Annotated in this window: 25 protein-coding genes; 20 read left to right on the top strand and 5 right to left on the bottom strand. The window is 72.4% G+C overall.

Going from position 1 to position 24,971, the window contains the following annotated elements; all coding sequences use genetic code 11:
• Nucleotides 1-26: 26 nt before the first annotated feature.
• The gene (locus tag ACWCSU_RS13000) at nucleotides 27-521 is read right to left on the bottom strand and encodes an ATP-binding protein (RefSeq protein WP_357700883.1); all 495 of its coding nucleotides are present in this window, start codon (nucleotides 519-521) and stop codon (nucleotides 27-29) included.
• Between the two features lie 232 nt (nucleotides 522-753).
• Between ACWCSU_RS13000 and ACWCSU_RS12995 the strand changes: the two genes are divergently transcribed.
• The 5 genes from ACWCSU_RS12995 to ACWCSU_RS12975 all read left to right on the top strand — a co-directional run bounded on the left by ACWCSU_RS12995 (nucleotide 754) and on the right by ACWCSU_RS12975 (nucleotide 3,730).
• Nucleotides 754-1,575 carry a helix-turn-helix domain-containing protein gene (locus ACWCSU_RS12995; protein WP_352323686.1) on the top strand — a complete coding sequence of 274 codons (822 nt, stop codon included), beginning with the start codon at nucleotides 754-756 and terminating at the stop codon, nucleotides 1,573-1,575.
• Nucleotides 1,576-1,812 carry a DUF397 domain-containing protein gene (locus ACWCSU_RS12990; RefSeq protein WP_352323675.1) on the top strand — a complete coding sequence of 79 codons (237 nt, stop codon included), beginning with the start codon at nucleotides 1,576-1,578 and terminating at the stop codon, nucleotides 1,810-1,812.
• Nucleotides 1,813-1,900: 88 nt separating this feature from the next.
• Entirely contained in the window at nucleotides 1,901-2,152 is a 252-nt protein-coding gene (locus tag ACWCSU_RS12985; RefSeq protein ID WP_357700881.1) for a hypothetical protein, read from the top strand.
• Nucleotides 2,153-2,195: 43 nt separating this feature from the next.
• The gene (locus ACWCSU_RS12980) at nucleotides 2,196-2,954 is read left to right on the top strand and encodes a hypothetical protein (RefSeq protein WP_364093697.1); all 759 of its coding nucleotides are present in this window, start codon (nucleotides 2,196-2,198) and stop codon (nucleotides 2,952-2,954) included.
• Nucleotides 2,955-2,974: 20 nt separating this feature from the next.
• Nucleotides 2,975-3,730 carry a maleylpyruvate isomerase family mycothiol-dependent enzyme gene (locus ACWCSU_RS12975; RefSeq protein WP_357700877.1) on the top strand — a complete coding sequence of 252 codons (756 nt, stop codon included), beginning with the start codon at nucleotides 2,975-2,977 and terminating at the stop codon, nucleotides 3,728-3,730.
• A gap of 52 nt (nucleotides 3,731-3,782) precedes the next feature.
• Here ACWCSU_RS12975 and ACWCSU_RS12970 read toward each other — a convergent pair whose 3' ends face one another.
• Together ACWCSU_RS12970 and ACWCSU_RS12965 are read right to left on the bottom strand one after the other, a co-directional pair.
• Nucleotides 3,783-4,367, bottom strand: coding sequence for a histidine phosphatase family protein (locus tag ACWCSU_RS12970; protein ID WP_449935044.1), 585 nt, complete (start codon nucleotides 4,365-4,367; stop codon nucleotides 3,783-3,785).
• Nucleotides 4,360-5,286, bottom strand: coding sequence for a TIGR03621 family F420-dependent LLM class oxidoreductase (locus ACWCSU_RS12965; protein ID WP_449935043.1), 927 nt, complete (start codon nucleotides 5,284-5,286; stop codon nucleotides 4,360-4,362). Before ACWCSU_RS12965 ends, ACWCSU_RS12970 begins: the two co-directional genes overlap by 8 nt.
• A 59-nt stretch (nucleotides 5,287-5,345) precedes the next feature.
• Between ACWCSU_RS12965 and ACWCSU_RS12960 the strand changes: the two genes are divergently transcribed.
• The 9 genes from ACWCSU_RS12960 to ACWCSU_RS12920 all read left to right on the top strand — a co-directional run bounded on the left by ACWCSU_RS12960 (nucleotide 5,346) and on the right by ACWCSU_RS12920 (nucleotide 13,488).
• Nucleotides 5,346-6,113 (top strand): phytanoyl-CoA dioxygenase family protein, encoded by a 768-nt coding sequence (locus ACWCSU_RS12960; protein WP_357700871.1) that lies wholly within the window; start codon nucleotides 5,346-5,348, stop codon nucleotides 6,111-6,113.
• Nucleotides 6,098-7,054 (top strand): phosphotriesterase family protein, encoded by a 957-nt coding sequence (locus ACWCSU_RS12955; RefSeq protein ID WP_449935041.1) that lies wholly within the window; start codon nucleotides 6,098-6,100, stop codon nucleotides 7,052-7,054. The genes ACWCSU_RS12960 and ACWCSU_RS12955 overlap by 16 nt, the downstream gene beginning before the upstream one ends.
• Entirely contained in the window at nucleotides 7,051-8,244 is a 1,194-nt protein-coding gene (locus ACWCSU_RS12950) for a cytochrome P450 (protein WP_449935040.1), read from the top strand. Before ACWCSU_RS12955 ends, ACWCSU_RS12950 begins: the two co-directional genes overlap by 4 nt.
• 83 nt (nucleotides 8,245-8,327) lie before the next feature.
• Nucleotides 8,328-9,185, top strand: a complete 858-nt coding sequence (locus tag ACWCSU_RS12945; RefSeq protein WP_449935039.1) for a Gfo/Idh/MocA family protein — start codon at nucleotides 8,328-8,330, stop codon at nucleotides 9,183-9,185.
• A 215-nt stretch (nucleotides 9,186-9,400) separates the two neighbouring features.
• Complete coding sequence (locus tag ACWCSU_RS12940; RefSeq protein ID WP_449935038.1) at nucleotides 9,401-10,378, top strand: ABC transporter substrate-binding protein; 978 nt, start codon at nucleotides 9,401-9,403, stop codon at nucleotides 10,376-10,378.
• Between the two features lie 2 nt (nucleotides 10,379-10,380).
• The gene (locus tag ACWCSU_RS12935) at nucleotides 10,381-11,427 is read left to right on the top strand and encodes a FecCD family ABC transporter permease (protein WP_449935037.1); all 1,047 of its coding nucleotides are present in this window, start codon (nucleotides 10,381-10,383) and stop codon (nucleotides 11,425-11,427) included.
• On the top strand, nucleotides 11,424-12,200 hold the full coding sequence (locus tag ACWCSU_RS12930) for an ABC transporter ATP-binding protein (protein ID WP_449935036.1): 777 nt from the start codon (nucleotides 11,424-11,426) through the stop codon (nucleotides 12,198-12,200). Before ACWCSU_RS12935 ends, ACWCSU_RS12930 begins: the two co-directional genes overlap by 4 nt.
• Nucleotides 12,197-12,835 (top strand): adenosylcobinamide amidohydrolase, encoded by a 639-nt coding sequence (locus tag ACWCSU_RS12925; protein WP_449935035.1) that lies wholly within the window; start codon nucleotides 12,197-12,199, stop codon nucleotides 12,833-12,835. The genes ACWCSU_RS12930 and ACWCSU_RS12925 overlap by 4 nt, the downstream gene beginning before the upstream one ends.
• Nucleotides 12,836-12,888: 53 nt before the next feature.
• Nucleotides 12,889-13,488 (top strand): Uma2 family endonuclease, encoded by a 600-nt coding sequence (locus ACWCSU_RS12920; protein ID WP_449935034.1) that lies wholly within the window; start codon nucleotides 12,889-12,891, stop codon nucleotides 13,486-13,488.
• On the opposite strand, the gene ACWCSU_RS12915 is transcribed toward ACWCSU_RS12920, so the two are convergent.
• The gene (locus ACWCSU_RS12915) at nucleotides 13,431-15,131 is read right to left on the bottom strand and encodes a hydantoinase B/oxoprolinase family protein (RefSeq protein WP_449935033.1); all 1,701 of its coding nucleotides are present in this window, start codon (nucleotides 15,129-15,131) and stop codon (nucleotides 13,431-13,433) included. The genes ACWCSU_RS12920 and ACWCSU_RS12915 overlap by 58 nt on opposite strands.
• Complete coding sequence (locus ACWCSU_RS12910) at nucleotides 15,128-17,119, bottom strand: hydantoinase/oxoprolinase family protein (protein WP_449935032.1); 1,992 nt, start codon at nucleotides 17,117-17,119, stop codon at nucleotides 15,128-15,130. The genes ACWCSU_RS12915 and ACWCSU_RS12910 overlap by 4 nt, the downstream gene beginning before the upstream one ends.
• Before the next feature lie 102 nt (nucleotides 17,120-17,221).
• On the opposite strand from ACWCSU_RS12910, the gene ACWCSU_RS12905 reads away from it, so the two are divergent.
• The 6 genes from ACWCSU_RS12905 (at nucleotide 17,222) to ACWCSU_RS12880 (ending at nucleotide 24,927) form a co-directional block, all read left to right on the top strand.
• Nucleotides 17,222-18,700, top strand: coding sequence for a zinc ribbon domain-containing protein (locus ACWCSU_RS12905; RefSeq protein ID WP_357700849.1), 1,479 nt, complete (start codon nucleotides 17,222-17,224; stop codon nucleotides 18,698-18,700).
• Entirely contained in the window at nucleotides 18,700-20,394 is a 1,695-nt protein-coding gene (locus ACWCSU_RS12900) for a serine/threonine protein kinase (protein ID WP_449935106.1), read from the top strand. Before ACWCSU_RS12905 ends, ACWCSU_RS12900 begins: the two co-directional genes overlap by 1 nt.
• A 70-nt stretch (nucleotides 20,395-20,464) precedes the next feature.
• The gene (locus ACWCSU_RS12895; RefSeq protein WP_357700847.1) at nucleotides 20,465-21,121 is read left to right on the top strand and encodes a response regulator transcription factor; all 657 of its coding nucleotides are present in this window, start codon (nucleotides 20,465-20,467) and stop codon (nucleotides 21,119-21,121) included.
• 70 nt (nucleotides 21,122-21,191) lie between these two features.
• On the top strand, nucleotides 21,192-23,255 hold the full coding sequence (locus tag ACWCSU_RS12890; RefSeq protein ID WP_357700845.1) for a DUF6421 family protein: 2,064 nt from the start codon (nucleotides 21,192-21,194) through the stop codon (nucleotides 23,253-23,255).
• On the top strand, nucleotides 23,252-23,881 hold the full coding sequence (locus ACWCSU_RS12885) for an SDR family NAD(P)-dependent oxidoreductase (protein WP_357700843.1): 630 nt from the start codon (nucleotides 23,252-23,254) through the stop codon (nucleotides 23,879-23,881). The genes ACWCSU_RS12890 and ACWCSU_RS12885 overlap by 4 nt, the downstream gene beginning before the upstream one ends.
• Entirely contained in the window at nucleotides 23,878-24,927 is a 1,050-nt protein-coding gene (locus tag ACWCSU_RS12880; RefSeq protein WP_357700841.1) for a threonine aldolase family protein, read from the top strand. Before ACWCSU_RS12885 ends, ACWCSU_RS12880 begins: the two co-directional genes overlap by 4 nt.
• The last annotated feature ends 44 nt before the right edge of the window (nucleotides 24,928-24,971 follow it).

The following is a 24,971-nucleotide window of genomic DNA, read 5'->3' as shown; positions in this document are numbered from 1 at the left end:
CCACGGTAGTGCAGAGCACCCCTCCGTCAGGAGAGGACTGCCCAGACGATCTTGCCGTGGGGCGCGAGTGCCGACCACCCCCAGCGGAGGCTGAGCGATTCGACGATGTGGAGACCCAGGCCGCCGGTGTCAAGGGGGCCAGGGTATCGCAGCACGGGCACCGAGGTGCCGGGATCGGTGAACGCGCTGGTGACGAGTCCGCCGCGGCGCACCAGGGACATGTGGACCGGGCGCTGGCAGCGGGGCTCGTCGAGGCGCAGGCCGTGACGCAGGGCGTTGGTCGCGAGTTCGGAGACCACCAGCTCCATGTTCTCGACCAGCTCGCCGAGCCCCCAGCCGGACAACGTCCCCATGGTGAAGCTGCGCGCGGAATGGACCGAGGAGGCGGTGGGGGGGAGCACGTACGTGGCGCTCGCGGACGGGCCGGTCACCAGGAGATCGCGAGCCGCCTCCGGCCACCAGCCGACGGGCGGCCACCAGTCGAACGTGGTCCACTGGCCGGGCGCCGTGGTGGATTGCACGTGATCATTCTGCGCCAATCTCTCGTGCAGGTGCAAGAGCGAATGCACGTGCAGACAACTCGTGCAGGCGCTACGGTTCTCCCCAAGTGGTCAATATGGGGGAAAGGGGATCTTGTCCGCGGCCCATGATCTTTCGGCCGCTAAGTGACAGACTGTGTCTTCAAGGAAACGACACAAGGAGCAGCACGTGTCCATTGATCCGCCCGGCTCCGGTTCGACCGTTCGGCGCATCATGCTGGGTGCGAGCCTCAGGCGCCTGCGCGAGGCCTCTGGTCTCGACCGCGGCCAGGCCGGATTCCACATCCGGGCGTCCGAGTCCAAGATCAGCCGCATGGAGCTCGGGCGTGTCGGGTTCAAGACACGTGACGTGGAAGACCTGCTCACCCTGTACGGCGTCGTCGACGATGCCGAACGCCGTGCCCTGCTGGAGATGGTCCGCGAGGCCAACACCCCCGGGTGGTGGCACAAGTACTCCGCCGAGCTGCCCTCGTGGTTCACGACGTACGTGGGCCTGGAGGAGGCCGCGAGCGTGATCCGCACCTATGAGGTGCAGTTCGTGCCCGGCCTGCTGCAGACGGCCTCGTACGCGCGATCGGTCTTCCAGCTCGGCAACCCCGATGCCAGTCCGGACAAGATCGAGCGCCGCGTGCACATGCGCATGCAGCGCCAGGAGCGCTTCACCCAGAAGGACGGCCCCAAGCTGTGGGCCGTCATCGACGAGGCGGCGCTCAAACGGACCATCGGCGGGCGGGAGGTCATGTCCGAGCAGCTCCAGCATCTGCTGGAAGTCGCCGCCCTTCCCAACATCACCCTCCAGGTGATGCCCTTCAGGTTCGGCAAGCACGCCGCCGAGGGGGGCGCGTTCAGCATCTTGCGGTTTCCCGAGTCCGACCTGTCGGACGTTGTCTACGTCGAGCAGCTCTGGGGTGCCCTGTACCTGGACAAACGTGAGGACATCGACCCGTACCTCACCGCCATGGAGCAACTGTGCGTGGAAAGCACCACGCCAGGGGGCACCGTCGAGCTCATCGGCGGTCTTCTCAGAAAGATGTAGATGAACCACACCTACAACGGCATGCCCGCGGCCGACCTCACCCAGGTCGCCTGGCGCAAGAGCCGCTACAGCAACTCGCAGGGCAACTGCGTGGAGCTCGCGGAGCTTCCCGACGGAGGGATCGCGGTCCGCAACTCGCGCTTCCCCGACGGTCCTGCTCTCATCTATACCCGCGACGAGATCCGGGCCCTGGTGCTCGGCGCGAAGGACGGCGAGTTCGACGGCCTCCTCGTGTAACAGCCTGTTCACCTCCGGCGCGCTTCCGTAACGGGGGCGCGCCGGTGGCGTAACCGGCGTAGACCTTCCGCCGGTCAGGATGGCGGACATGCTCGACCGGATGAATCTCTACCCGATCGCCGACGACGTGCTGTTCGCGCCGGGCGGCAAGGTCGTGGTCCGCACGTACGGCGTGGCGCCCGCGGGCGCCTCCATCTCCTACCGCACCTGGGTGACCGGGCTGCGCGACCAGCCGCGCTACTGGCACTGGGGGCACTTCGAGGACGCCGCCTCCGGGCACCGCCGGGTGCTGGAGTGGCTGACCGGCAGGGGGCCGCAGCCTTCCCAGGCGCTGACCTGATCGCTATTCTCGTGCCAAGCAAATGCTTGGTAGAGGAGGCGTGGTGCGGCGCGCGATCCACCTGCTCGAAGAGGTCGACTTCCGGCCGATGAACTCCCGGCGTCCGCTGGAGTACCTGACCTGGCTGACCCGCTACAAACGCGAGGACGAGAGCCGCGCCGAGCCCGCCCTGACCTCCGGCATGTCCATCAGGTCGCGCGAGATCGACCTCGTCGGCGCCTTCTACGCCGTGGGCATCACCGGGCACCCCCAGTTCAAGGCCGTCACGCTGTGGGACTGCCACGGCGGGTGGGACGGCGGCTGGCGCCAGATGATGAACATCTACCAGGGCGTGGACGAGCGCCTGTTCCTGTCCGACATCGACGACCTGCGCTTCTCCGCCTTCTCCAGGCCGCTCGGCGCCGCCCCCGGCTGCCCGCCGCTCGGCGAGGCCCCCGCCGCCGAGTTCTACCTGTTCGAGAGCGCCCGGGTACGCCCCGGCGCCGCGCTGGACTACCTGGAGGCCGTCCGCACCGAGCGCGCCCCGCTGCTGGCCGAGCACGGCCACACCCTGACCGGCCTGTACGAGGTGCTGTTCTGCGACACCGAGGCCGTCACCATGTGGGCCGTCTCCCTGGACGACCACCTGGCCGCCCAGCGGGCCCGCGACGCCGCCCTCGGGCTCGACGACGAGGTCCGGCCCGATCCCCGGCTGCTCGACTGGGGCAGGCGGGCCCGCGGCTACCTCGAAGGCCCCTGGCGCGAGACCCTGCTCGCGCCGTTTCCCGGCAGCCGCCTGGCGCGGGGGCCGCGGCCGGGTTAGCGTCGGCCGCGGAGGCAGCCATGACGGACCCGTACCTCTACGGCGCGGGCGAGGGGGACCACCTCGCCGCGTGCCCGGCCGTCGCGTCCGTGGCGGTGCCGTACGCCGAGCAGGTGGCGCTCATGGGCGACCTGCTCGCCGGGCTGAGCCCGGCCCAGTGGGACGCGCCGATCGCCCGGCACGGCACGGTCCGCGACCTGGTCGGCCATCTGGCCGCCAACGACGGCGCCGTGGCGTTCGTCATGGGCCTGCCGGGCGCGTCCGGGGACCACCGGCGCTGGCGGGAGCAGGCCGGGTCGCTGGTCGAACGCCTCTCGGTGGCAGGGGAGGTGCTGCTCGGGGTCGAGGTGGGGCTGGCGGGGGTGCGTCCGGCCCGCGCGCCGCTGCGCCAGGCCCTGATCCAGCGCACGTTCGAGACCTGGACGCACGCCGACGACATCAGGGCCGCGACCGGTCGCCCGCCCGTGCCGCCGCGCGACGGGCACGTGCGCCTGGCCGCCGGGTTCGGCCTGGCGCTGCTGCCGCGGGCGCTGAAGGGGCCGCGCCGCGACGTCCGGGTCACCGTCGTGCTGACCGGCCCCGGGGGCGGCACGTGGACCGTCCCGCTCTCGCGCGCCCCCGGCCGGGTCGCGGCGCTCGTGTCGGCGGACGCGGTGGACTTCTGCCGGCTCGTGGCCGGCCGCCGGCCCCCGGACGCCTTCACCTGCGCGGTGGAGGGCGACCCCGGCCTCGCCCGCGCGCTGATCCACGCCGCCGCCACCCTCGGCTGCGACTGACGGGGCCGCCGGACGGCCGGCGACTTCGAGCTGCGACCGACGCGACGGGCCGTCAGGCGGCCGGCGAGTTCCAGCTCAGCAGCACCGGCTCGGAGTGCTCGAAGCCGAGCCGCGAGTAGGTGCCGGTGTCGAGCCTCAGCAGCCGGCCGTCCGCCGCGTCGAGGCCGAGCCAGCGGGCGGCCAGTACGCGCAGGAAATGGCCGTGCGCCACCAGCACGACCCGCCCCTCGGCCCGCCGGGCCCGCTCGATCACCCGGTCGGCGCGCGCGGCCACCTCGGCGGCGCTCTCGCCCGGATGCTCGGCGTCGCCGGGGATCACGCCGTCACGCCACAGGTACCAACCCGGCCGGGTCTTCCTGATCTCCACCGAGGTGATGCCCTCGTAGCCGCCGTAGTCCCACTCCCACAGGTCAGGGTCGACCTCGTAGTCCGTCAAACCGGCCAGCTCCGCCGTACGGCGGGTCCGCTGCGCGGGGGAGACCAGCGCCAGCCCGAACGTGCCCTCCTTGACCAGCGGCGCCAGCGCCCTGGCCTGGGCCTCCCCGTCGGGCGTCAAGGGCAGGTCGGTACGGCCGGTGTGCTTGCCGACCGTGCTCCATTCGGTGGCTCCGTGCCTCAGCAACAACATCTCATCCATGTGGTCCATCATCCGGCAGGCCCGCCAGCTCCTCGACGATGGGGGTGAAGGCGGGCAGGTCGCGCTCGTGGTGCAGCACGAAGTAGGACACGCCGTGCTCGTCGCGCCAGTGGCGGAGCTTGTCCACGATGTCGCGGCGGGTGCCGAGCAGCACCTGCGGCGTCTCGCCGAGCCCGGAGCTGTCGGCGGCGCTCCACGACTCCTCCGGCTTGCGCTCGCCCACCTGCATCACGCTGGTGCCGACCTCCAGCAGGTGGTGACGGGGGCCGCAGCGCAGCAGCGCCAGCTTGGCGAGGAACGCCTCCAGGCCCGCGTCGCGCGGGTCGGGGCCGGTGCCGTCCGGCTTGACGCGGGTGCCGAGGTTGACGATGTCGGCGTGCTCGGCGGCCAGGCGCAGCATGCGGGGGCCGCCGCCGCCCAGCAGGATCGGCGGGTGGGGGCGCTGCATCGGCGTGGGCGCCTGCTCCAGCCCGGCCAGCCGGTAGTGCTCGCCCTCGTAGGTCTGCGGACCGCCGGCCCACAGCCCCTTGATCACCTCCAGGGCCTCGCGCAGCCGGTCGAGGCGGACGCCGGGCGGGTCCAGCCGCAGCCCGGCGCCCGCGTACTCGCCGGCCATCCAGCCGGTGCCGAGGCCCAGCTCCAGCCGTCCGCCGGAGAGCACGTCGAGGGTGGCGGCCTCCTTGGCCAGCACGGCCGGGTGCCGGAAGTCGTTGGCGAACACCAGCGTGCCGACGCGCAGCCGGGTGGTGGCGCAGGCCGCCGCCGTCAGCGCCGCGACGGGCGCGAACCGGGGGCCGACCAGATGGTCGGGGACCAGCAGCACGTCGAAGCCGGACGCCTCCAGCCGCCTGGCCTTCTCTGCCCACGCCTTGCCGGACCGCGCCTCGCGCAGCACCGCGCCGAACCTGAACCGTCGCACGGCAACCTCCTCGCGCCGGATCTTAACAAGCGCTTGCTTGGAATGGCACACTGGTGGCCATGGAGATCCCGGTACGCCAGGCGACGGACGACGAGGTGGCGTTCTTCGGCGCGCACGGCTGGGTCCGCCTGGACCGGCTGGTCGACCCCGGCACGGTCGCCGACCTGCGTGAACGGGCCCGCGAACGCCTGCGGGGCCGCAGCCGGGCCGGGGACACCCCGGTCGACCGGGCCTTCGGCCAGTCGCGCGACGTCGCCGCCGAGGACGAGCTGTTCGGCGCGCTGAGCACCAGCCCCGCCATGGGACGCAACGCCGTACGGCTGCTCGGCGGCGTGCGGGCCGTGCGCGTCCAGGTCACCAACCTGCTGGTCAAGGAGCCGGGCGAGCACGGCGCCACCGAGTTCCACCAGGACTTCCCGTGGATGCCCATGGACCGCTCGGCCATGCTGACCGTGTGGCTGGCGCTGGCCGACGTGCCCGCCGACATGGGATCGCTGCGCTTCTACAGCGGCTCACACCGCTGCGGCCTGCTCGGGCGCAGCTTCACCCGCGCCGGGGACGACCAGCTCAGCCAGCATCCCTGGATCGGCGAGCTGGAGCTGTCGCCGCCGCTCGACCTCAGGGCCGGGGACGCCACCGTGCACCACGCGCTCACCGTGCACGGCGCGCCCGCCAACCGCCGCGACGCCGCCCGCCTGTCGTTCACCGTCACCTACTTCGACGCCGACGCCCTCTACACCGGGCTGCCGTACCGGCAGACCGACGGGCTCGGCCTGGAGGTCAACCGGCCCTTCGAGCACGAGAGGTTCCCGTGCCTGAGACCGTGAGAGGGCCGGTCGCCGACCTCGGGGCGACGCTCATGCACGAGCACGTGTTCGGGCTCAGCCCGGAGATCCTGTGGAACTGGCCGGACGTGCCCGAGGGCTGGGACCTGGAGAAACGCGCCCGGGAGGCGGCGGCCAAGCTCGACGCGCTCAAGGCCGAGGGCGTCGACACGATCGTCGACCTGACCGTCGTCGGGCTCGGCCGGTACGTCCCGGCCGTCCAGCGGGTGGCCGAGCTGACCGAGGTCAACATCGTGGCCGCCACCGGGCTCTACACCTACGACGCGCTGCCCCCGTACTTCGGGAACCGGGGGCCCGGGTCGTTGTTCGGCGGCCCGGACCGGCTGGCCGAGTTCTTCGTCCGCGACATCGAGGAGGGGATCGGGCGGACCGGGGTCAAGGCGGCCATGCTCAAGTGCGCCTCCGACCACCTCGGGATGACCAAGGGCTGCGAGCGGGTGTTCCGGGCCGTGGCCGAGGCCCACCTGGCCACCGGCGCGCCGATCACCACGCACTCGCACAGCGCCTCCAGGGGCGGGCTGGAACAGCAGCGGCTGCTCGGCTCGCTCGGCGTGGACCTGGAACGGGTGGTGATCGGGCACGCGGGCGACTCGACGGACCTGGCGTACCTGGAGGAACTGGTGGCGGGCGGCTGCTACCTGGGCATGGACCGGTTCGGCATCGAGACGATCAGTCCGTTCGAGGACCGGGTGGCGGTGGTGGCGGCGATGTGCGAACGCGGCCACGCCGGACGGATGGTGCTGGGTCATGACTCGTACTGCTTCAACGACCGGTTCGACCCCGACGTCGTACGGCGGCGCCACCCGAACTACCACCTCCTGCACATCTCCCGCGACGTCGTGCCCGAACTGCGCGAGCGCGGCGTCACCGGCGACCAGCTCCACCAGATGCTCGTCGACAACCCCCGGAGGATCCTGCGATGACCGAGGACTTCGACGTCGCCTCCGACTGGCACGTCGCCGCGCCGTACGACTTCCTGCGCCGCCTGCGCGCCGAACAGCCGGTGTTCCGCAGCGAGCACCTGGGCGCGTACGTGCTGACCCGCCACGCCGACGTGCGCGCCGCGTACGGCGACCCGGCCCGCTTCTCCTCCGAGGGGTCGCTGACGATCTCCCGCAGCCTCACCCCGCGGACCCGCGCCAAGCTGGGCGAGCACGGCTCGTTCCTGTCCAGCTTCGTGGCCAACGTGGACCCGCCCGACCACACCCGCCTGCGCCGCTCGGTCTCCCGGGCCTTCACGCCGCGCGCCGTCGCCGCCATGGAGGAGCGCTTCCGGCGGCTGAACGAGGACGTCCTCGACCGGGTCGCCCCCCGGGGCCGGGCCGACTTCGTCGGCGAGATCGGCCACGAGCCGTCGATCAAGCTGACCGCCCGGTTCATCGGCGTGCCCGAGGCCGACGAGGCGTTCGTGCAGGCGCACGTCAAGGACTGGTTCATGCTGTTCCTGTCGCCGCAGCCGCCCGCCCGCCAGCTGGAGCTGGCCGACAGCTTCCTGGCCTACCTAGACTACGTCGACCGCCTGGTGGCCGCCCGCGCCAAGGACCCCCGGGACGACTTCACGTCCCTGATGACCTCGCTGATCGGCGACGAGCTGTCCCACCGGGAGGTCGTCGAGCTGATCTCCACGATCCTGCTCGGCGGCAACGACACCGTCCCGAACCAGCTCGGCAACAGCGTCCTGCGGCTGCTGCGCGAGGACGCCTGGCCGGTGCCCCCGGCGCTGATCCCGGGGGCGGTCGAGGAGTGCATGCGGATCGACGGCGCCTCGCTGGGCTCGTTCCGTCACACCGTCCAGGACGTCGCGCTGCACGGTGTGACGATCCCGGCGGGCTCGCTGGTCCTGCTGTCCACCGACTCCGCCGGGCACGACGAGACCGTCTTCCCCGACCCCGAACGGTTCGTGATCGACCGCCCCAACGCCGCCGACCACCTGGTCTTCGGGTACGGCATCCACTTCTGCGTCGGGGCGGCGCTCGGCCGCCTCCAGCTGCGCACCGCGCTCGACGTCCTCGGGCGCCGCCTGCCCGGCCTGCGGCTCGCCCCGGACGCGCCCGTCGTCCACCGCAGGTCGCTGGTGGGCCGCGGGCTGAGCGCGCTGGAGGTGGAGTGGTGACCCGGGCCCGGCCGCAGGGGGCCGGTGGGAGGAGAACGAGGAAAGGGATCTAAGGTCGGGAGAAAGCGGACTTAGGGGGATGGATGGAGCCGGTCGCGGTCGGGTTGATCGGGGCGGGGCCCTGGGCGGAGATGGCGCACGCGCCGATGCTGGCCAGAGGCCCGCACACCCGGCTCGCCGGCGTCTGGGCCCGCCGCCCCGACCATGCCGCCAGGCTCGGCGCCCCCGTGTTCGAGCGCGTCGAGGAGCTGTTCGACGCCTGCGAGGCCGTGGCGTTCTGCGTGCCGCCCGGCGTGCAGGCCGAGCTGGCCGTCCGCGCCGCCCACGCGGGCAAGGCGCTGCTGCTGGAGAAGCCGCTGGCCGACTCGGTCGAGGGCGCCATGCGCGTGGCCGAGGCCGTGGCGGAGACGGGCGTGCCCTCGCAGATGATGCTCACCATGCGTTACGCGACCCCGACGCGCACGTTCCTGGCCCGCTGCGCCGAGATCCGGCCGTTCGGCGGGCACGCCGTCAACATCTCCGGCGCGCTGCTCGGCGACAACCCGTTCGCCACCCCGTGGCGGCTGGAGCGCGGCGCCCTGCTGGACGTGGGCCCGCACGTGATCGACCTGCTCGACGCCGCGCTCGGCCGGGTCGTCGGCGTGCGCGCGCACGGCAACCCGCTCGGCTGGACCGGCCTGCTGCTGGAGCACGAGGGCGGCGCGGTCAGCGAGGCGTCCCTGTGCATGGCGGCCGTCGGCGACCTGCCGCCCTCGACCGTCGAGGTGTACGGCAGGACCGGCAACGCCGTCCTGCTGCCCGGCGACGAGGACCCCTTCGAGACCGTGGCGGAGGAGTTCGCCCAGACCGTCCGGCGCGGCGGCGGTCACCCGCTCGACGCGGCGCACGGCCTGCGGCTCCAGGAGATCATCGCCGCGGCGGAGGAGCAGCTCGCCCGCTGAGTCCGCGCACCCTTGACGCCGAGGACGTCTGCGGCATTGATAACGTTTGTCCGACGCGCAGTGCTGCAGCGAAGTCCGGTGCGAATCCGGCGCTGTCCCGCAACTGTCATAGCCAGGTCGCCTGCCTCTGCGCCGACGTCATCAACCCTCGTGGAAAAGGGTGATCCGTCGCTCATCGCGGGTCTCTCGGTTCCGACAGTGTGAAAGGACTACTCGTGAGGCCCGTACGCACGGCCTTCGCGGGCGCGCTGCTGGGAACGCTCGTCCTGGCCGGATGTGGCCAGACCGGCGCCAATGTCGCCCCCTCGAATTCCCCCACCGATTCCCCCACCGCCCCCCCTGCCGCGACCGCGGCGGCGAGCACCGGGGACTTCCCGGTCACCGTCGAGGCCGGCAACGGCAAGGTCACCCTCGCCAAGAAGCCCGAACGCATCGTCTCGCTCTCGGCCACCCACACCGAGACGCTGTTCGCGGTCGGCGCCGGCCCCCAGGTCGTCGCGGTGGACGACCAGTCGAACTACCCGCCCGAGGCCCCCAAGAGCGACCTGTCCGGCTTCAAGCCGAACGTCGAGGCCATCGTCGCCAAGAAGCCCGACCTGGTGATCCTGTCCAACGACCAGGACAAGATCGTCGCCGAGCTGGCCAAGGTGAACGTCCCCGTCCTGCTCGAACCGGCCGCGACCAAGCTGGAGGAGGCGTACGAGGAGATCGCCGAGATCGGCGCGGCCACCGGCAACAAGGCCAAGGCCGACGAGGTCGTCACCGGCATGAAGACCGCCATGGACAAACTGGCCGCCGACGCCCCCAAGGACAAGAAGCTCACCTACTACCACGAGCTCGACCAGACGCCGTACGCCGCCACGTCCGGGACGTTCATCGGCCAGGTCTACGCCATGTTCGGCCTGACCAACATCGCCGACCAGGCCCCGGACGCGGCGGGCGGCTACCCCAAGCTGTCGGCCGAGTTCGTCGCCCAGGCCGATCCCGCGCTGATCTTCCTGGCTGACGTCAAGTGCTGCCAGCAGAGCAAGGAGACGCTGGCCAAGCGGCCCGGCTGGAAGAATTTGTCGGCCGTCAAGAACGACCAGGTGATCCAGCTCGACGACGACCTCGCCTCCCGCTGGGGCCCGCGCGTCGTGGACCTGGCCGAGGCGATCGGCGCGGCCGTGGCCAAGGCCGGCGGCACGGGCTGACGGTGACAGGCAAGGCGCAGCCGTCCAGGGCGCGGCCTGTGTGGGTGGCGGGCGCCCTGGTCGTGCTGGCCCTCACGATGGTCGCCGGGCTGCTCGGCGGCGCGGCGGACATCTCGCCGTGGCAGGTGGTCCTCCAGGTGGTGGACTGGCTGCCGTTCGTCTCGGCCGACTCGGGCCTCGCGCCGGTCGAGCAGGGCCTGCTGTACGAGCTGCGCCTGCCCAGGGTGCTCGTCGCCGCGGTCGTGGGCGGCCTGCTGGCCATGGCCGGCGCCGGGTACCAGGGCGTGTTCCGCAACCCGCTGGCCGACCCGTACCTGCTGGGGGCCGCCTCCGGCGCCGGGCTGGCCACGACGCTGGCCATCGTGCTGCTGCCCGGCGCCGGCGCGAGCATCCCGGTCGCCGCCTTCGCGGGGGCGGTGGGCGGGGTGTTCCTGGCGTACACGCTGGGCAACGCCGCCGGCCGCTCCGGCGGCCCCGGCGGCGGCACCGCGACCCTGGTGCTGGCCGGGGTCGCGGTCACGTCGTTCCTGACCGCGATCCAGACGTTCGTCCAGCAGCTCAAGGTCGAGGAGCTGGAGCGCATCTACTCCTGGATCCTCGGCGACGTCGGCGGCGGTTGGGACCAGCTCCTGCTGGTCCTGCCGTACGCCGCGGTCTCCTCCGTCCTGCTCCTGCTGCACAGCAGGATGCTGGACGTGCTCAGCGTCGGCGACGAGGAGGCCGGCAGCCTCGGCGTACGGGCCGGCCGGGTGCGCCTGACCGTCCTCGTGGCCGCCTCCCTGGCCACCGCGTCGGCCGTCGCGGTCAGCGGGCTCATCGGGTTCGTCGGCGTGGTCGTGCCGCACGTCGTCCGGCGGCTGGCGGGCGGGTCGTACCGGATCGTGCTGCCGCTGTCGCTCATCGGCGGCGCGGCCTTCCTCGTGGCGGCCGACCTCATCGCCCGTACCGTGATCGCGCCGGCCGAGCTGCCCATCGGGGTCGTCACGATGTTCGTCGGGGCGCCGTTCTTCGTCGGCGTCCTGCGCATGACCAGGCGGGTGGCCACGTGATCGGCGTATCGGCCCTGTCGGTGCGCCTGGGCGAGCGCGACGTGCTGACCGGCGTGGACGCGTACGTCCGGCGCGGCGAATGGCTGGCGATCATCGGGCCCAACGGCGCGGGCAAGTCCACGCTGCTCAAGACCGTCATGGGCGCGATCGTCCCGCACCGCGGCGAGGTCGTGCTCGACGAGCGCCCGCTCGCCGCGCTCAAGCCCCGCGAGCGCGCCAGGCTGCTGGCCTACGCCCCGCAGACGCCCGCCCTGCCGCCCGACATGACGGTCTTCGACTACGCCCTGCTGGGGCGCACCCCGTACATCCCCTACCTGGGACGGGAGAGCGGGCACGACCGTGACGTGACCGCGTCCGTGCTGGACCGGCTGGACCTGACCTCCTTCGCCGGACGCCGCGTCGGCGAGCTGTCCGGCGGCGAGCGCCAGCGCGTCGTGCTGGCCAGGGCGCTGGCCCAGCAGGCCCCCGTGCTGCTGCTCGACGAGCCCACCACCGCGCTCGACCTCGGCCACCAGCAGCAGGTGCTGGAGCTGATCGACCGCCTGCGGCGCGCCGACGGCCTGACCGTCGTCACCACCCTGCACGACCTGACCGTCGCCGGCCTGTACGCCGACTCCCTGATGCTGCTGGCCGGCGGCCGCGCCGCCGCCGCCGGCCGCCCCGACCAGGTGCTCACCGAGGCGCTGATCGGACGGCACTTCGAGGCCCGTGTCAAGATCGAGCCGGGCCCGGACGGTCGGCCCGTGGTCCACCTGGTACGAGGGGGAACGTGAAGCTGACCTATCGCGTGGAGGAGGGCACCCGGCTGGGGTCCCTGCTGTGGGAGTTCGGGCCCGGCTTCCGCATGATCTCCTCGGCCATGCTGGGCGGCGGCATCGGCCCCCGCGAATGGGTGCTGAACGCCCAGGTCGTGGCCGGTTACGCGCGGATGGACCCGGTCGACCACCTGGTCGAGCTGGGCCCGCCCGGCCCCGGCGTCGGCATGCTGACCGCCGCCTCCGTCGACCGGTACGTACGGGCCGCCGACGGGGGAGCGGAGGCCGTGGCCACCGTCGGGCTCCGCGTCCCCACCTGGGCCGCGGCCCCCGAGGGCACCGCCGACCCCGAACTCGCCCCCATGCGGGCGGGGACCGTCAACATCGTGACCGTCATGCCCGTCGCCATGACCGACGCCGCCCTGGTGAACCTGGTCATGACGGTCACCGAGGCCAAGACCCAGGCGCTGATCGAGGCCGGCTACCCCTGCACGGGCACCGCCTCGGACGCCGTCTGCGTGGTCGTCCCGCAGGACGGGCCGGAGCAGGTGTTCGGCGGCCCCCGCTCGGAGTGGGGCGCCCGCGCGGCCCGCGCCGTCCACACCGCCGTCCGCCGCGGCGCCGAGGCGTGGCGACCCGGTGACTACAGGTGACTTTCTTCGGGAAGTACGATGTCGACGAGGGCGTGACTCCCGATACTGAGTGGGTGACCGCATTGGCGATCGAACCGACAACGAGGCGCACCGTCCTTCCCGGCGCGCCGCCGTTCACAGTCGACGACCTGCTCAGGTTCCCCGACGACGGGAACCGCTACGAGCTCTTCAACGGGAGCCTAGTAGTGAGCCCTGCCCCCACCCCCCTGCACCAGCGAGTGATCTTCCGGCTGCAGTGCATCCTCGACGAAGCGGCCCCTCCGGGGCTGGAGCCCTTGTCGACTGTCAACGTCCGTCCTGGAGAGAAGGACTTCTACATCCCCGACCTCGTCGTCGTGCCGGAGAAGGCGAGTGAGTCGGTGCCGCTCATGTTCGCCCCCGGCGACCTGCTGCTGGCCGTGGAAGTGGTCAGCCCGGGCACCCGGACCTTCGACAGGACGACCAAGGCGGCGGCCTACGCGGCGGCCGGAATCCCCGTCTACTGGCGCGTCGAGCCCGACGAAGGGCCGACGCTCTACGTCTACGAGCTCGACGACGACTCCTACAAGGGGCCCGTCGCGTACGAGGCGGGCACCACGGTCAGTCTCTCGGCGCCCTATCCGGTGAGTTTCGACCCGGCCGTCCTGACCGGTCCCCGGGGGTCGAAGCCGTAGTCGGTCGCGGCGCCTTCGGCGGTGATGTGGCCTGATTCCAGGTCGGCCCGGATCGCCGCCGGGTCCCTTTCCGACGGGGGGCCGAGGCCGCCGCCGCCCGTGGTCTCCACGACGAACGCCTCGCCCGCCGCGAACCGCACGTTGTTGACCTTCGAGGCCAGGCGTTCCAGCCGCCCGTCCAGGTGGCGCTTGTGGAAGCCGCCCACCCTGCCGGGCAGGCCGCCGTCCCGGCCCGGGGGCGGGAGGCGCAGGCGGTCGCCGCGGGTGGTGACGTGGCAGTCGGCCAGGAAGCGGTAGACGGTACGCGAGCCGAGCCCGCCCCGGAAGCGGCCGGGGCCGCCGGAGTCGGCGATCGTCTCGACCGACTCCACGATCAGCGGGCAGCGGCTCTCCACCGGCTCGGCCTGCGGCACCGAGTTGCGGCCGATGCCGAAGTGCACGCCTGTCGCGTCGGGCCCGTCCAGCCCCTGCCGGGCGCCCACCCCGCCGAAGTCGTAGGACAGGTGGATCCAGTACGGCGCCCCCACCGCGGCGATCGAGAACGGCTGGAGGATCCCGCTGGCCGCGATCGCGCGGTCCGGCATCGCGTCCGACATCGCCTGGAACACGGCCTCCATGGCGGCGTAGATGGGGACGTACCGGCCGCCGCAGGGGTACGGGGAGCGGGCGTTGAGCAGGGAGCCCTCCGGCAGCACGACCTCGATCGCGCGCAGGCAGCCGTCGTTCATCGGGATCGTCGGGTCCAGGAAGCAGCGCACCGCGAAGACGGCCGCCGCCAGCGACTGCGACGCCGAGGCGTTGATCGCGGCCGGCACCTGCGGCCCGGTGCCGGTGAAGTCGAGGACGGCCGCGTCCCCGCCGAGCGTGACGGCGACCCGTACGTGGTGCGCCACCCCCGGCCGCATCCCGTCGTCGTCAATCGGGTACGACGCCTCGAACCGCCCCCGGGGCAGCTCCGCCAGCGCGGCGCGGGTCCGGGTCTCGGTGTGGTCCAGGTAGTCCGCGACGCCCGCGGCCAGGCCCTCCTCTCCGTACTCGGCCAGCAGGGCCTCCACGCGGGAGGCGGCCACCGCCGTCCCGGCGACCAGGGCCCGGACGTCGCCCAGGACCTTGTCGGGCGTGCGGCTGTTGGCCCGCAGGACGGCCTCCACGGCGGGTTCGAGTCCGTCCCGGGTGGCCAGGCGGACCGGCGGGAGCTGGAGCCCTTCGAGGAAGATGTCGGTGGCCAGCGGGGCCATGCCGCCGGCCGACAGCCCGCCCAGGTCGGAGACGTGGATCATGGTGGCGGTGAAGTACGCCGGGACCCCGCCGGCGAACACCGGCCGGTAGACCAGCAGGTCGTTGGTGTGCACGCCGCCCCGGTAGGCGTCGTTGAGCGCGTACGCCTCGCCGGGCCGCATGGTGTGCGGCGGGATGTCCTTCAGCAGCTCGGGCAGGGCGACCTTCAGGGCCATGCTGTTCATCAGCGTGGTCGCCATGGACTGCGCGACCAGCCGTCCGCCGGCGTCCAGGATCGCCGCCGAGGCGTCGGACCCCTCCACGATGAACGTCGAGTACGCCGACCGCACCACCACGATGCCGGCCTCCTCGGCCGCCACGACCAGCGCGTTCCTCAGCACCTCGGCGGTCAGGGCGTCGTTCACGCGGCGCCCTCCAGGGTCAGGCGCACGGCGCCCGACACCTCGTACGAGGCCAGCCAGCCGGGCGGGACCACGATCGTGGATCCGGCGTCCTCCACGATCGCCGGGCCGCGCACCCGGTCCAGGGTCCGGCGGGTGTGCACGGGGACGTCGACCCACCCCCCGGCCTCGGGGAAGTACGCCCTCCTGCGGCCCTCCGCGTCCCCACCAGACCCAGGTGCGGCGGGCGTGGCAGGCGTGGCGGGCGTGGCGGCGTCGGTGACGCGGACGCGGTAGCTGACCAGCTCGATCTCCCCTTGCTGGACAATTCCGTACACCTGCGCATATTTCGCGAAGAATCGCGCCGCCAGCTTCTCCCGCGACTCCGACCAGTCCACGGTCAGGTCGTGCGACTGCCCCTTGAACCGCACGTCCACCGACCGCGTCACCCGCACCTCCGCGAGGCCCAGGTCGGCGGCGGCGTCGGCGGCCAGGTCGGCGAAGATCCGCTCCGGGTCGCCGGCGTCCAGGCGCGACAGCACCCGGTCCGTCGACAGCGCCCCCGACAGCAGCCCGGCCGCCGAGGCCACCCCGCAGTGCGCGGGCACCACCACCGTCGCGATCCCGAACCGCCGCGCCACCCCGGCCGCGTGCATCGGTCCCGCGCCCCCGAACGCCACCAGCGCGAACCCCCGCGGGTCGATCCCGCGCTGCACCGTCACCACGTGCACGGCGGCGGCCATCGAGGCGTTCACGATCTCGTGCACGGCGTGCGCCGCCTCCTCCCGCGACACGCCGAGCGGCCCGGCCAGCCGGTCCAGGGCCTTGGCCGCGAGGGACGCCGAGAGCGGGATCGAGGCGGAGGAGAGGTAGCCGAGCACGAGGTCGGCGTCGGTGACCGTCGGCTCGCCGCCGCCGAGCCCGTAGCAGGCGGGCCCGGGGGAGGAGCCGGCCGACCGCGGCCCGACGCGCAGCGCGCCCGCCGGGTCCAGCCACGCGAGGCTGCCGCCGCCCGCGCCGACCTCGGCCAGGTCGATGGCCGGCGTCTTGATCGGCACGCCGGTGCCCGCCCGCCGCCCGCCGAAGCTGCCCTTGCCGCCCACGTGGAACTCGTGCGTGATCTCCGGACGCCCCCCGCGCACCGCGCACGCCTTGGCCGTCGTGCCGCCCATGTCGAACGAGATCACGTCCGGCAGCCCGGTCCCGGCCGCCGCCAGCACCCCGGCGGCCGGGCCCGACTCGATGGTGGACACCGCGCGCCGGGCGGCCAGCTCGGCCGAGACCACCCCGCCGCCGGACTCCATGACGTGGACGGGCGCGCTGATCCCGATCGCGGCCAGGCGCTCGCGCAGGCGCGACAGGTAGGAGGTCATCAGCGGGCCGATGTAGGCGGACATGATGGTGGTGGTGGCGCGCTCGTACTCGCGGATCTCGGGCCAGATCTCGCAGGAGGCCACCACGTGCGGCACGTGCTCGCGCAGGATCGACGCGGCCCGCCGTTCGTGGGCGGGCTCGGCGTAGGAGTGCAGCAGGCAGACGGCCGCCGAGGTGATGCCGCGCCGGGTGATCTCCGCCGCGGCCCGCCGTACCGAGGCGGGGTCCAGGGGCTCCAGGACGGCGCCGCGGGCCGAGACGCGCTCGTCCACCTCGAAGCAGTCGCCGGGCGCGACCGGGGGAGGGGGCGGGGTGAAGCGCAGGTCGTACCGGTCCTCCTCGACGCGGGCGTAGCGGCCGAGCGGGACGGCGGCGCGGAAGCCCCGGGTGGTCACGAACGCCACCCGCGCGCCCGTGCGTTCGAGCACGGCGTTGGTCGCCAGCGTGGTGGCGTGCACGACCCGGGTGACCTGGGCGGGGTCCACGGACCCGAGCGCGCGAGTAACGCCGGTGAGTATGCCCGCGATGGGGTCGTCGTGGGTGCTCAGACACTTGGCCACCGCGGTGACGCCGCCGGGGCCGCTCAGGACCACGTCAGTGAAGGTGCCGCCGACATCGACGCCGATCGCGAACCCCATCCCGGTACGTTAAGTCCCCGAGCAAGCGCTTGTCTATGTATTGATCCCTTGACTTACGGCATCTGATTGGGAACCTGGACCTATTCAGTGTTTGGAGCGAAGATGGCGCGCATCACAGCTCTGGCGGGCGGCGTGGCGGCGGTCCTCGTGCTGCTCGCGATCCCCCTGCTCGCGGCCCCCGCCGCCGCCCACAACCATCCGAGCGGGATCACCGACCTGGTGACGCCGGCCGTGGTGCGGGTGGAGGCGGTGTCCCACGTCGAGATCACCCTGCTCGACCACATCGGCGAGCTGAAACACGTGGAGCGCTCCTACGACATACCGTTCGCCTCGGGCACGGGGGCCGTCGTCAACCCCGAGGGCGACGTCGTCACGCTCCGGCGCAACGCCGTCAACCCGGACGACGTCGCGATCTACGCCGCCAACAAGATCTTCGCCGAGCACCACAAGGTCAAGATCCCGCTCGACTACAAGAAGCACACCCTCAAGGACGACCAGCTCAACCACCACCTGCAGGAGTGCTACCCGCCGAAGACCAGCACCGCCACCTGCATCATCGACGTCACCACCGACATCACGGTGTTCCCCAACGTCTCGCCGCCGAGCGCGGGCCTGAAGTACAAGTGCATCAAGGCCGGCAAGACCCCCGACACCCCCGCCGTGCTGGTCCCGCTCACGCCCGCCGCCGGCAGCGTCGGCATGCCGACCGCGCCGCTCGCCGACAAGGTGCCCGACCAGGAGGGCTCGCCGACCAACGTGGCCGGCTTCACGGGCCGTCCCGGGCCCGGCGTCCAGGAGACCGTGCAGATCGCCCACCTGGCCAAGGGCGGCCAGGCCGGCGCGACCGGCCGGCCGTTCGCCGACCCGGAGAAGAAGGTCGACGAGCCGGTCAAGCTGGGCGCCCTGGTCGACCAGGGCCTGGCCGGCGCGCCGGTGATCGGCGACAAGGACGGGCACGTCATCGGCCTGCTCATCGGCGGCGGCAAAGAGGCCACCATGCTGGGCGTCAGGGAGATCACCGCCACCCTCGCCGCGGCCAAGGTCGCGCCGCGCAGGGGCGCGATCGACACCGCCTTCGAGGCCGCGCTGACCCGCTACCACACCAAGTACTACACCGAGGCCGCGCCGGGCTTCCAGCGCGTGCTGGAGCTGTATCCCGGCAACGTGGTGGCCGCCACGCTGCTCAAGACGTCCCTGGCCAAGCGCGGCGGGCCCGAGGACCAGGGCACCAAGCAGGCGGTGGCCCCCGTGTCGCGGTCGACGCCGATATGGCCGTTCCTGGTGGCGGCCGGGGTGCTGTTCATCGCCGCGGGCGGCGGGGTGTACCTGCTGTGGCGGCGGCGGGCGCCGGACAGACCGGCCGAACTGCCCGAGCCCCTGGCGGCGGCCCCGCCGTTCGACGACGCCGGGAGCCAGACCGTCGTCGTACGGCGCTCGCAGCCGTTCCAGATGGTCCCGCAGCAGCAGCAGGTGATGACCGCCCCCGACACGCCGCCGGTCAAGTACTGCACCTCGTGCGGCATGAGGCTCGGCCCGGCCCACCGATTCTGCGGCTACTGCGGCCATCCCATCGAGACGTGATGCAATTGAACGACAGATCGCTCATCGGCCAGGAGGTGGCCGGGTACTACATCGAGGACATCGTCGGCAAGGGCGGCATGGCCGTCGTCTACCTGGCGCTCGACCCCCGGCTCAGCCGCCGCGTGGCGCTGAAGATCCTCAACCCGGTGCTCTCCGTGGACGACCGGTTCCGCCAGCGGTTCATCCTGGAGTCCAGGACGGTCGCCAGCATCGAGCACCCCAACATCATCCCCATCTACGAGGCCAACGCCGACGCCGACGGCGTCCTGTACATCGCCATGCGCTACGTGGACGGCCTCGACCTGCGCAGGCTCATCTACGACCGGGGCCCGCTGCCGATCGCCCAGGCCAACCAGATCTTCGCCCAGACGGCCGCCGCGCTCGACGCCGCGCACGCCCACGACCTGATCCACCGCGACGTGAAGCCGGCCAACATCCTGCTCGCCGGCGACCACGTCTACCTGACCGACTTCGGCATCACCAAGCACCGCTCGTCGATCTCCGGCCTGACCCAGACCGACCAGTTCATCGGCACGCCCCGGTACATGTCGCCCGAGCAGATCAACAAGGAGCACATCGACGGCCGGTGCGACCAGTACGCGCTGGCCTGCGTGGTCTACGAGGCGCTGAGCGCGCGGCTGCCGTTCCAGCGGGAGAACGACATCGCGCTGCTGTGGGCGCACCTGGCCGAGCAGCCGGTGCCGCTGACGCAGCTGCGGCCCGAGCTGCCGCCGCAGGTGGACACCGTGATGTCGCGCGCGCTGGCCAAGGCGCCCGAGGAGCGCTACGCCACCTGCTCCGAGTTCGTGACCGCGCTGCGCGACGCGATCAGCGGCCAGGACGCCGAGCCGGGCGGCCGGCACCCCTCGGGGCCCCACCCGGTCCCGCACGCGGCCCCGGTGCCGGGGCCGGTTCAGGGGCCGGCCACAGGGCCCCGTACCGGGCCCCAGGCGGTCCCTCAGACCGGATCGCGGCTCAGTCCGTACGCGGTGCCTCAGACCGGCCCGCACGGCCTGGGACAGCCCTCCGGGCCGCGCGCGGCCAACCCGCACAGCGCGGCCCCCACCCATCCCACCGCCCCGGCCAGGCGTCCGGGGCGGCTGCCGATCGTGGCCGTCACGCTGGTGGCCGCCGTGGCCGCGCTGGCGCTGGTCGCGATGATCATCTTCAACCACCGCGGCGACACCTGGTCGCGCTACGCCGCCAGCGCCGCCGCGCCGCTCGCCTTCGACTACCCCGGCGACTGGACCGCGCGCACCCACCAGGACCTGTTCGCGGTGGCCTCGCCGCACGCCACCGAGTTCGAGTCGCTGTTCGTGGCCGGTCCGGGGGCCGACTGGTCGGCCGTCTCCCAGATCGTCGCCGACGACCCCGACAGCGCGGTGGGCGTGTACGTCCAGGTCTCCGACACCCTCGACGCGGGCGGCGACTCCGAGCAGATGAAGAGCAAGATGGACAACCTGCTGCCCGGCCAGGTGGACCTGGGCAAGCCGGTCCAGGACCAGGCGGGCGACAGCCCGGCCACCCGCTTCGACGGCGCGCTGCACGACCCGGCCAGCGGCACCCGCCTCGGATTCGTCAGCTACGTCATCGACCGGCAGCCCAAGACCATGCTCGTGATGTACTTCTGTGCCAGGAACACCTGCGACGACGCGGTCCAGACGCGTATCAGGCAGAGCGTGCGCCCTTCGTAGACTTGTAACTGACTTGTGCCCGGCTTGACCTGGGTGTCCAAGCCGGGCATCCGGCGTCTACCCTCCGCGTGTGGGCATACGAATCGTCATCGCCGACGACCAGGCGATGGTCAGGGCCGGGTTGCGCATGGTCGTCGAGAGCGACCCCGGCATGGAAGTCGTCGGCGAGGCCGGCGACGGACGCGAGGCCATCGCGGTGGCCCGCCGCACGAGACCCGACATCGTCCTCATGGACATCTCCATGCCCCGGCTCGACGGGCTCGCCGCGGCCAAGGAACTGCTCGACACCCCCTCGCCGCCCAAGGTCATCACGCTGACCACGTTCGACACCGACGAGAACCTCTACGCCGCGTTGCGCGCCGGGACCAGCGGGTTCCTGCTCAAGGTGTCGCCGCCCGAGCAGCTCCTGGAGGCGATCAGGGTGGTGCACTCCGGTGACGCGCTGCTCGACCCGGCCGTGACCAGCCGGGTCATCGCCACGTTCGCCGGGCGCGCCGACCCCACGCCCTCGCCGATGCTGGCCGAGCTGACGCCGCGCGAGCTGGAGGTGCTGCGGCTGCTGGCCAGGGGCCTGACGAACGCCGAGATCGCCAGAGACCTGTACGTCGGCGAGGCCACCGTCAAGACGCACGTGGCCAGGGTGCTGATGAAACTGTGCCTGCGGGACCGGGCCCAGGCGGTCGTCTTCGCCTACGAATCAGGGGTTGTGCGTCCGGGTGCGGCCTGAGGTTTGACGGACAGGGGGGTACGTATGTGTATATTTTCCGTGAGAAGGCGGTAGTAACAGGAGATATTTCATGCCATCGTTCCCCCGAGTGCTGTTCGACGAGGCCCACAGCGAGTCGTGGACCATCCGCCGCGACGTCGCCGAGACCATCAATCCCGCCCACCCCGACGACAACAGCTACGCGCGCGCGGCCGCCGCGCTGCGCCATCTGGGGCACGACGTGCTCGCCCACACCGAGGGCTCCCTGACGGCCGGGACCCTGGCCGGCCAGGACGTGCTGGTGATCGCCCACCCGTCCGGCGACCGGTGGGAGCGCACCACCGGCCAGGGCAGCCCCGTCTTCGCCGCCGCCGAGCTGGACGCCGTCGAGTCGTTCGTGGCCGAGGGCGGCGGGCTCGTGGTGCTGGCCGAGGAGGAGCAGGACAAGTACGGCAACAACGTCGCCGAGCTGCTCTCCCGCTTCGGGGTGGGCGTCGGTCACACGACCGTGCGCGACCCGGGGAACGCCCACCGCGAGGTCGCGACCTGGGTGCTCGGCGAGCGTGCCACGGGCGACGGCGTGCTGGCCGGCGTCCAGCGGGCCTGCTTCTACCGCTCGGGTGTGCTGACCGCTCCCGAGGAGGCGACGGTCCTGTTCGCCACCTCGGCCACCGCCGACCCGGCGGGCGCGCCGCTGGCCGTCGCCCTGCGGCACGGCAAGGGCCGGGTCGTCGTGTTCGCCGACTCCGACCTGTTCGGCGACGACTCGATCGAGGACTACGACCACCGCAGGCTCTGGGGCAACGTGATCACCTGGGCCGCCCGCGTCCCCGGCGGCGACGAGGCCGCCGGAGCCCGGGACGAGGCCAAGGCCGCCCTGTTCGCCCGGCTCAAGGAGGCCGTGGAGGAGCTGAGGCCGCTGCAGGTCAAGGACGGCTCGGTGCCGGAGGAGAAGGAGCGGGCCAAGGCGCTGGTCGCCGAGATCGGCCGCCGCGTGGGCGAAATTTCGCCTTACTTCCCCCATGACGCCGCCTACCTCCAGGCCGTCCAGGACGACCTGGCCGCCTGGGCCGACCAGGACCTCGGCGTGCCCGACTTCCTCGGCGCCCTCGACCTGTTCCACCCCGACACCCAGCGCGTGGACGGCCTGGAGCACGTCGTGGTGTTCCCCATGTACACCCAGAACGGCAACCTCCACCGCAACCTCGAAGCCGTCTGGATCCGGACGATCTGGCCCGACTGGCTGGCCCGGCTGGAGGCCGGCGGCTACGACAACCCGATGTTCGTGCCGATCGCGTTCGAGGACTTCACCTCCGGCTACGACACCCACTCGGCCGTGCTGTTCCCCGAGACGGTGGCGGTGCGCCAGGCGCCCGCCCGCTTCACCTGGGGCGGCATCTTCGCCGACCGCGAGGCCGCCAGGTTCCGGCGGGTCTCGGCGGCGGCCGCCGCCACCCTCAGGCTCGACCTGCCGCCGGACGCCGCCCGCCTGCTGGACTCCCAGCAGCTCGCCCAGGACACGTTCGTGCTGTGGGACCTGATCCACGACCGCACGCACAGCCACGGCGACCTGCCGTTCGACCCGTTCATGATCAAGCAGCGGATGCCGTACTGGCTGTACTCGCTGGAGGAGCTGCGCTGCGACCTGACCGCGTTCGGCGAGGCCGTGGAGCTGGAGGCCAAGGGCGTGCCGCACGCCCGGTACGTCCAGCTCGCGATCCTGTTCGACCGGCTGTTCAGGTTCCCGGTCACCGGTGACCGGGTGCGCAACTACGACGGGCTCGGCGGCCAGCTGCTCTTCGCCTACCTGCACCGCAACGACATCGTCCGCTGGACCGACAACCGGCTCACGATCGACTGGGAGCGTGTCGCCGACGGCGTGGCCGACCTGCGGGGCGAGGTCGAGAAGTTGTACCGCGACAGCATCGACCGCTCCAAGCTGGCCCACTGGCTGGCCGCGCACGAGCTGGTCGGCGCGTACGTGCCGCCGGCCCCCGGCTCGGTGTGGGCCAAGGGCGTGCAGGCGCTGCCCGAGGAGCAGAAGGCCAAGGTGGACGCGGTGCTGCCGGACGAGTTCCCGCTCAGCATGTTCTACGAGGCCCTGCGCCGTAAGCTGACAGACGTGGTCGATTCGACTAAGGGGATCCGCGCATGATCATCCTGGTGACGGGGGCCGGCGGCCCCACAGGTGAGGCCGTTTCGGAGCACTTCCGCAAGCAGGGGCACACCGTGATCGGGGTCGACAAGGACGACGTCGACCTGCTCGACCGCGCGGCCGTCCAGGACCTGGCGGCGCGGATCGACGCCGAGCACGGCCGGGTCGACGGCGTCGTCCACCTGGTCGGCGGCTGGCGCGGCTCGCGCACGTTCGCCGACACCAGCCTGGAGGACTGGGACGTCCTGCACGACCTGCTGATCCGCACGCTCCAGCACGTGTCGCTGGCCTTCGAGCCGCTGCTGCGCAAGAGCGACAACGGCCGGTTCGTCATCGTCTCGGCCAAGGCCGCCCAGCGCCCCACGGCGGGCGGCGCGGCCTACTCCGCAGCCAAGGCGGCCTCGGAGGCGTGGACGCTCTCCCTGGCCGACGCGCTGTCCGGCACGAACGCGGCAGCGGTCATACTGGTGGTGAAGGCCCTGGTCAACGACGCCATGAGGGCCGCGAAGCCGGAGGCCAAGTTCCCCGGCTTCACCGACGTCGGCGACCTGGCGGAGGCGATCGCCGGCCTCTACGACCGCCCCGCCGCAGACATCAACGGCACCCGATTGGACCTCACTTCTTGATCCCCCGGCACGACCCCCAGCTCAAGGCGTTCGCCAGCGACAACTACGCCGGCGTGCACCCGGAGATCCTCCAGGCCATCGTCCAGGCCAACGGCGGTCACCAGATCGCCTACGGCGACGACGTCTACACCGAGGCGCTGCAGCAGGTGTTCCAGCGGCACTTCGGCGACCGGGCGCGGGCCTGGCCGGTCTTCAACGGCACGGCGGCGAACGTCGTCTCGCTGCGCGCGATGACCGCCCACTGGGAGGCGGTCGTCTGCGCCGAGAGCGCGCACATCCACACCGACGAGGGCGGCGCCCCCGAGGTGGCGGGCGGCATCAAGCTGCTCACCGTGCCCACGCCCGACGGCAAGCTCACCCCCGAGCTGATCGACCGCCAGGCGTGGGGCTTCGGCGACGTGCACCGGGCCCAGCCCAAGGTGGTGTCGATCTCCAACACCACCGAGTGGGGCACGGTCTACACGCCCGAGGAGATCGCCGCGATCTGCGCGCACGCGCACGAGCTCGGCCTGCTCGTCCACCTCGACGGCTCGCGGCTGACCAACGCCGCCGCCGCGCTCGACGTGCCGATGCGGGCCCTGACCACCGACGCGGGCGTGGACGTCCTGTCCTTCGGCGGCACCAAGATCGGCCTGCTGTACGGCGAGGCCGTCGTGGTGCTCAACCCGGAGGCGGCCACCGGCGTCGACTACATCCGCAAGACGTTCATGCAGCTGTCGTCCAAGATGCGGTTCGTCTCGGCCCAGTTCGAGGCGCTGCTCTCGGGCGACCTGTGGCTGCGCAACGCCCGGCAGGCCAACGCCATGGGACGGCGGCTGGCCGAGGCCGTGGCGCGCATCCCGGGCGTCACGGTGCCCCGGCCCGTCGAGGCCAACGCGGTCTTCGCGATCCTGCCCAAGGACGTGACCGAGCGGCTGCAGAAGCGCTTCCGCTTCTACACCTGGAACGAGGCGACCGGCGAGGTGCGCTGGATGTGCTCCTTCGACACCACCGAGGCGGACGTCGACGCGTTCGCGGCGGCGGTCGCCGAGGAGATGCGGGCCTGACCGGCGGCCTTCTGACCGGCGGTCAGGAGGCCGTCCGCTCCACC

Source organism: Nonomuraea sp. NPDC001699 (genome assembly GCF_053596455.1).
Note: the sequence above shows the minus strand (reverse complement) of the source record. Positions and strands in the feature narration are given on the sequence as shown.

What these genes read in the sequence shown, in the direction of transcription:
- ACWCSU_RS12990 (WP_352323675.1), top strand. Translation starts at nt 1,576, where the DNA reads ATGAACCACACCTACAACGGCATGCCCGCGGCCGACCTCACCCAGGTC.
- ACWCSU_RS12885 (WP_357700843.1), top strand. Translation starts at nt 23,252, where the DNA reads ATGATCATCCTGGTGACGGGGGCCGGCGGCCCCACAGGTGAGGCCGTT.
- ACWCSU_RS12945 (WP_449935039.1), top strand. Translation starts at nt 8,328, where the DNA reads ATGGAGCCGGTCGCGGTCGGGTTGATCGGGGCGGGGCCCTGGGCGGAG.
- ACWCSU_RS12910 (WP_449935032.1), bottom strand. Translation starts at nt 17,119, where the DNA reads ATGGGGTTCGCGATCGGCGTCGATGTCGGCGGCACCTTCACTGACGTG.
- ACWCSU_RS12995 (WP_352323686.1), top strand. Translation starts at nt 754, where the DNA reads ATGCTGGGTGCGAGCCTCAGGCGCCTGCGCGAGGCCTCTGGTCTCGAC.
- ACWCSU_RS12950 (WP_449935040.1), top strand. Translation starts at nt 7,051, where the DNA reads ATGACCGAGGACTTCGACGTCGCCTCCGACTGGCACGTCGCCGCGCCG.
- ACWCSU_RS12900 (WP_449935106.1), top strand. Translation starts at nt 18,700, where the DNA reads ATGCAATTGAACGACAGATCGCTCATCGGCCAGGAGGTGGCCGGGTAC.
- ACWCSU_RS12890 (WP_357700845.1), top strand. Translation starts at nt 21,192, where the DNA reads ATGCCATCGTTCCCCCGAGTGCTGTTCGACGAGGCCCACAGCGAGTCG.
- ACWCSU_RS12960 (WP_357700871.1), top strand. Translation starts at nt 5,346, where the DNA reads ATGGAGATCCCGGTACGCCAGGCGACGGACGACGAGGTGGCGTTCTTC.
- ACWCSU_RS12975 (WP_357700877.1), top strand. Translation starts at nt 2,975, where the DNA reads ATGACGGACCCGTACCTCTACGGCGCGGGCGAGGGGGACCACCTCGCC.
- ACWCSU_RS12985 (WP_357700881.1), top strand. Translation starts at nt 1,901, where the DNA reads ATGCTCGACCGGATGAATCTCTACCCGATCGCCGACGACGTGCTGTTC.
- ACWCSU_RS12905 (WP_357700849.1), top strand. Translation starts at nt 17,222, where the DNA reads ATGGCGCGCATCACAGCTCTGGCGGGCGGCGTGGCGGCGGTCCTCGTG.
- ACWCSU_RS12970 (WP_449935044.1), bottom strand. Translation starts at nt 4,367, where the DNA reads ATGGATGAGATGTTGTTGCTGAGGCACGGAGCCACCGAATGGAGCACG.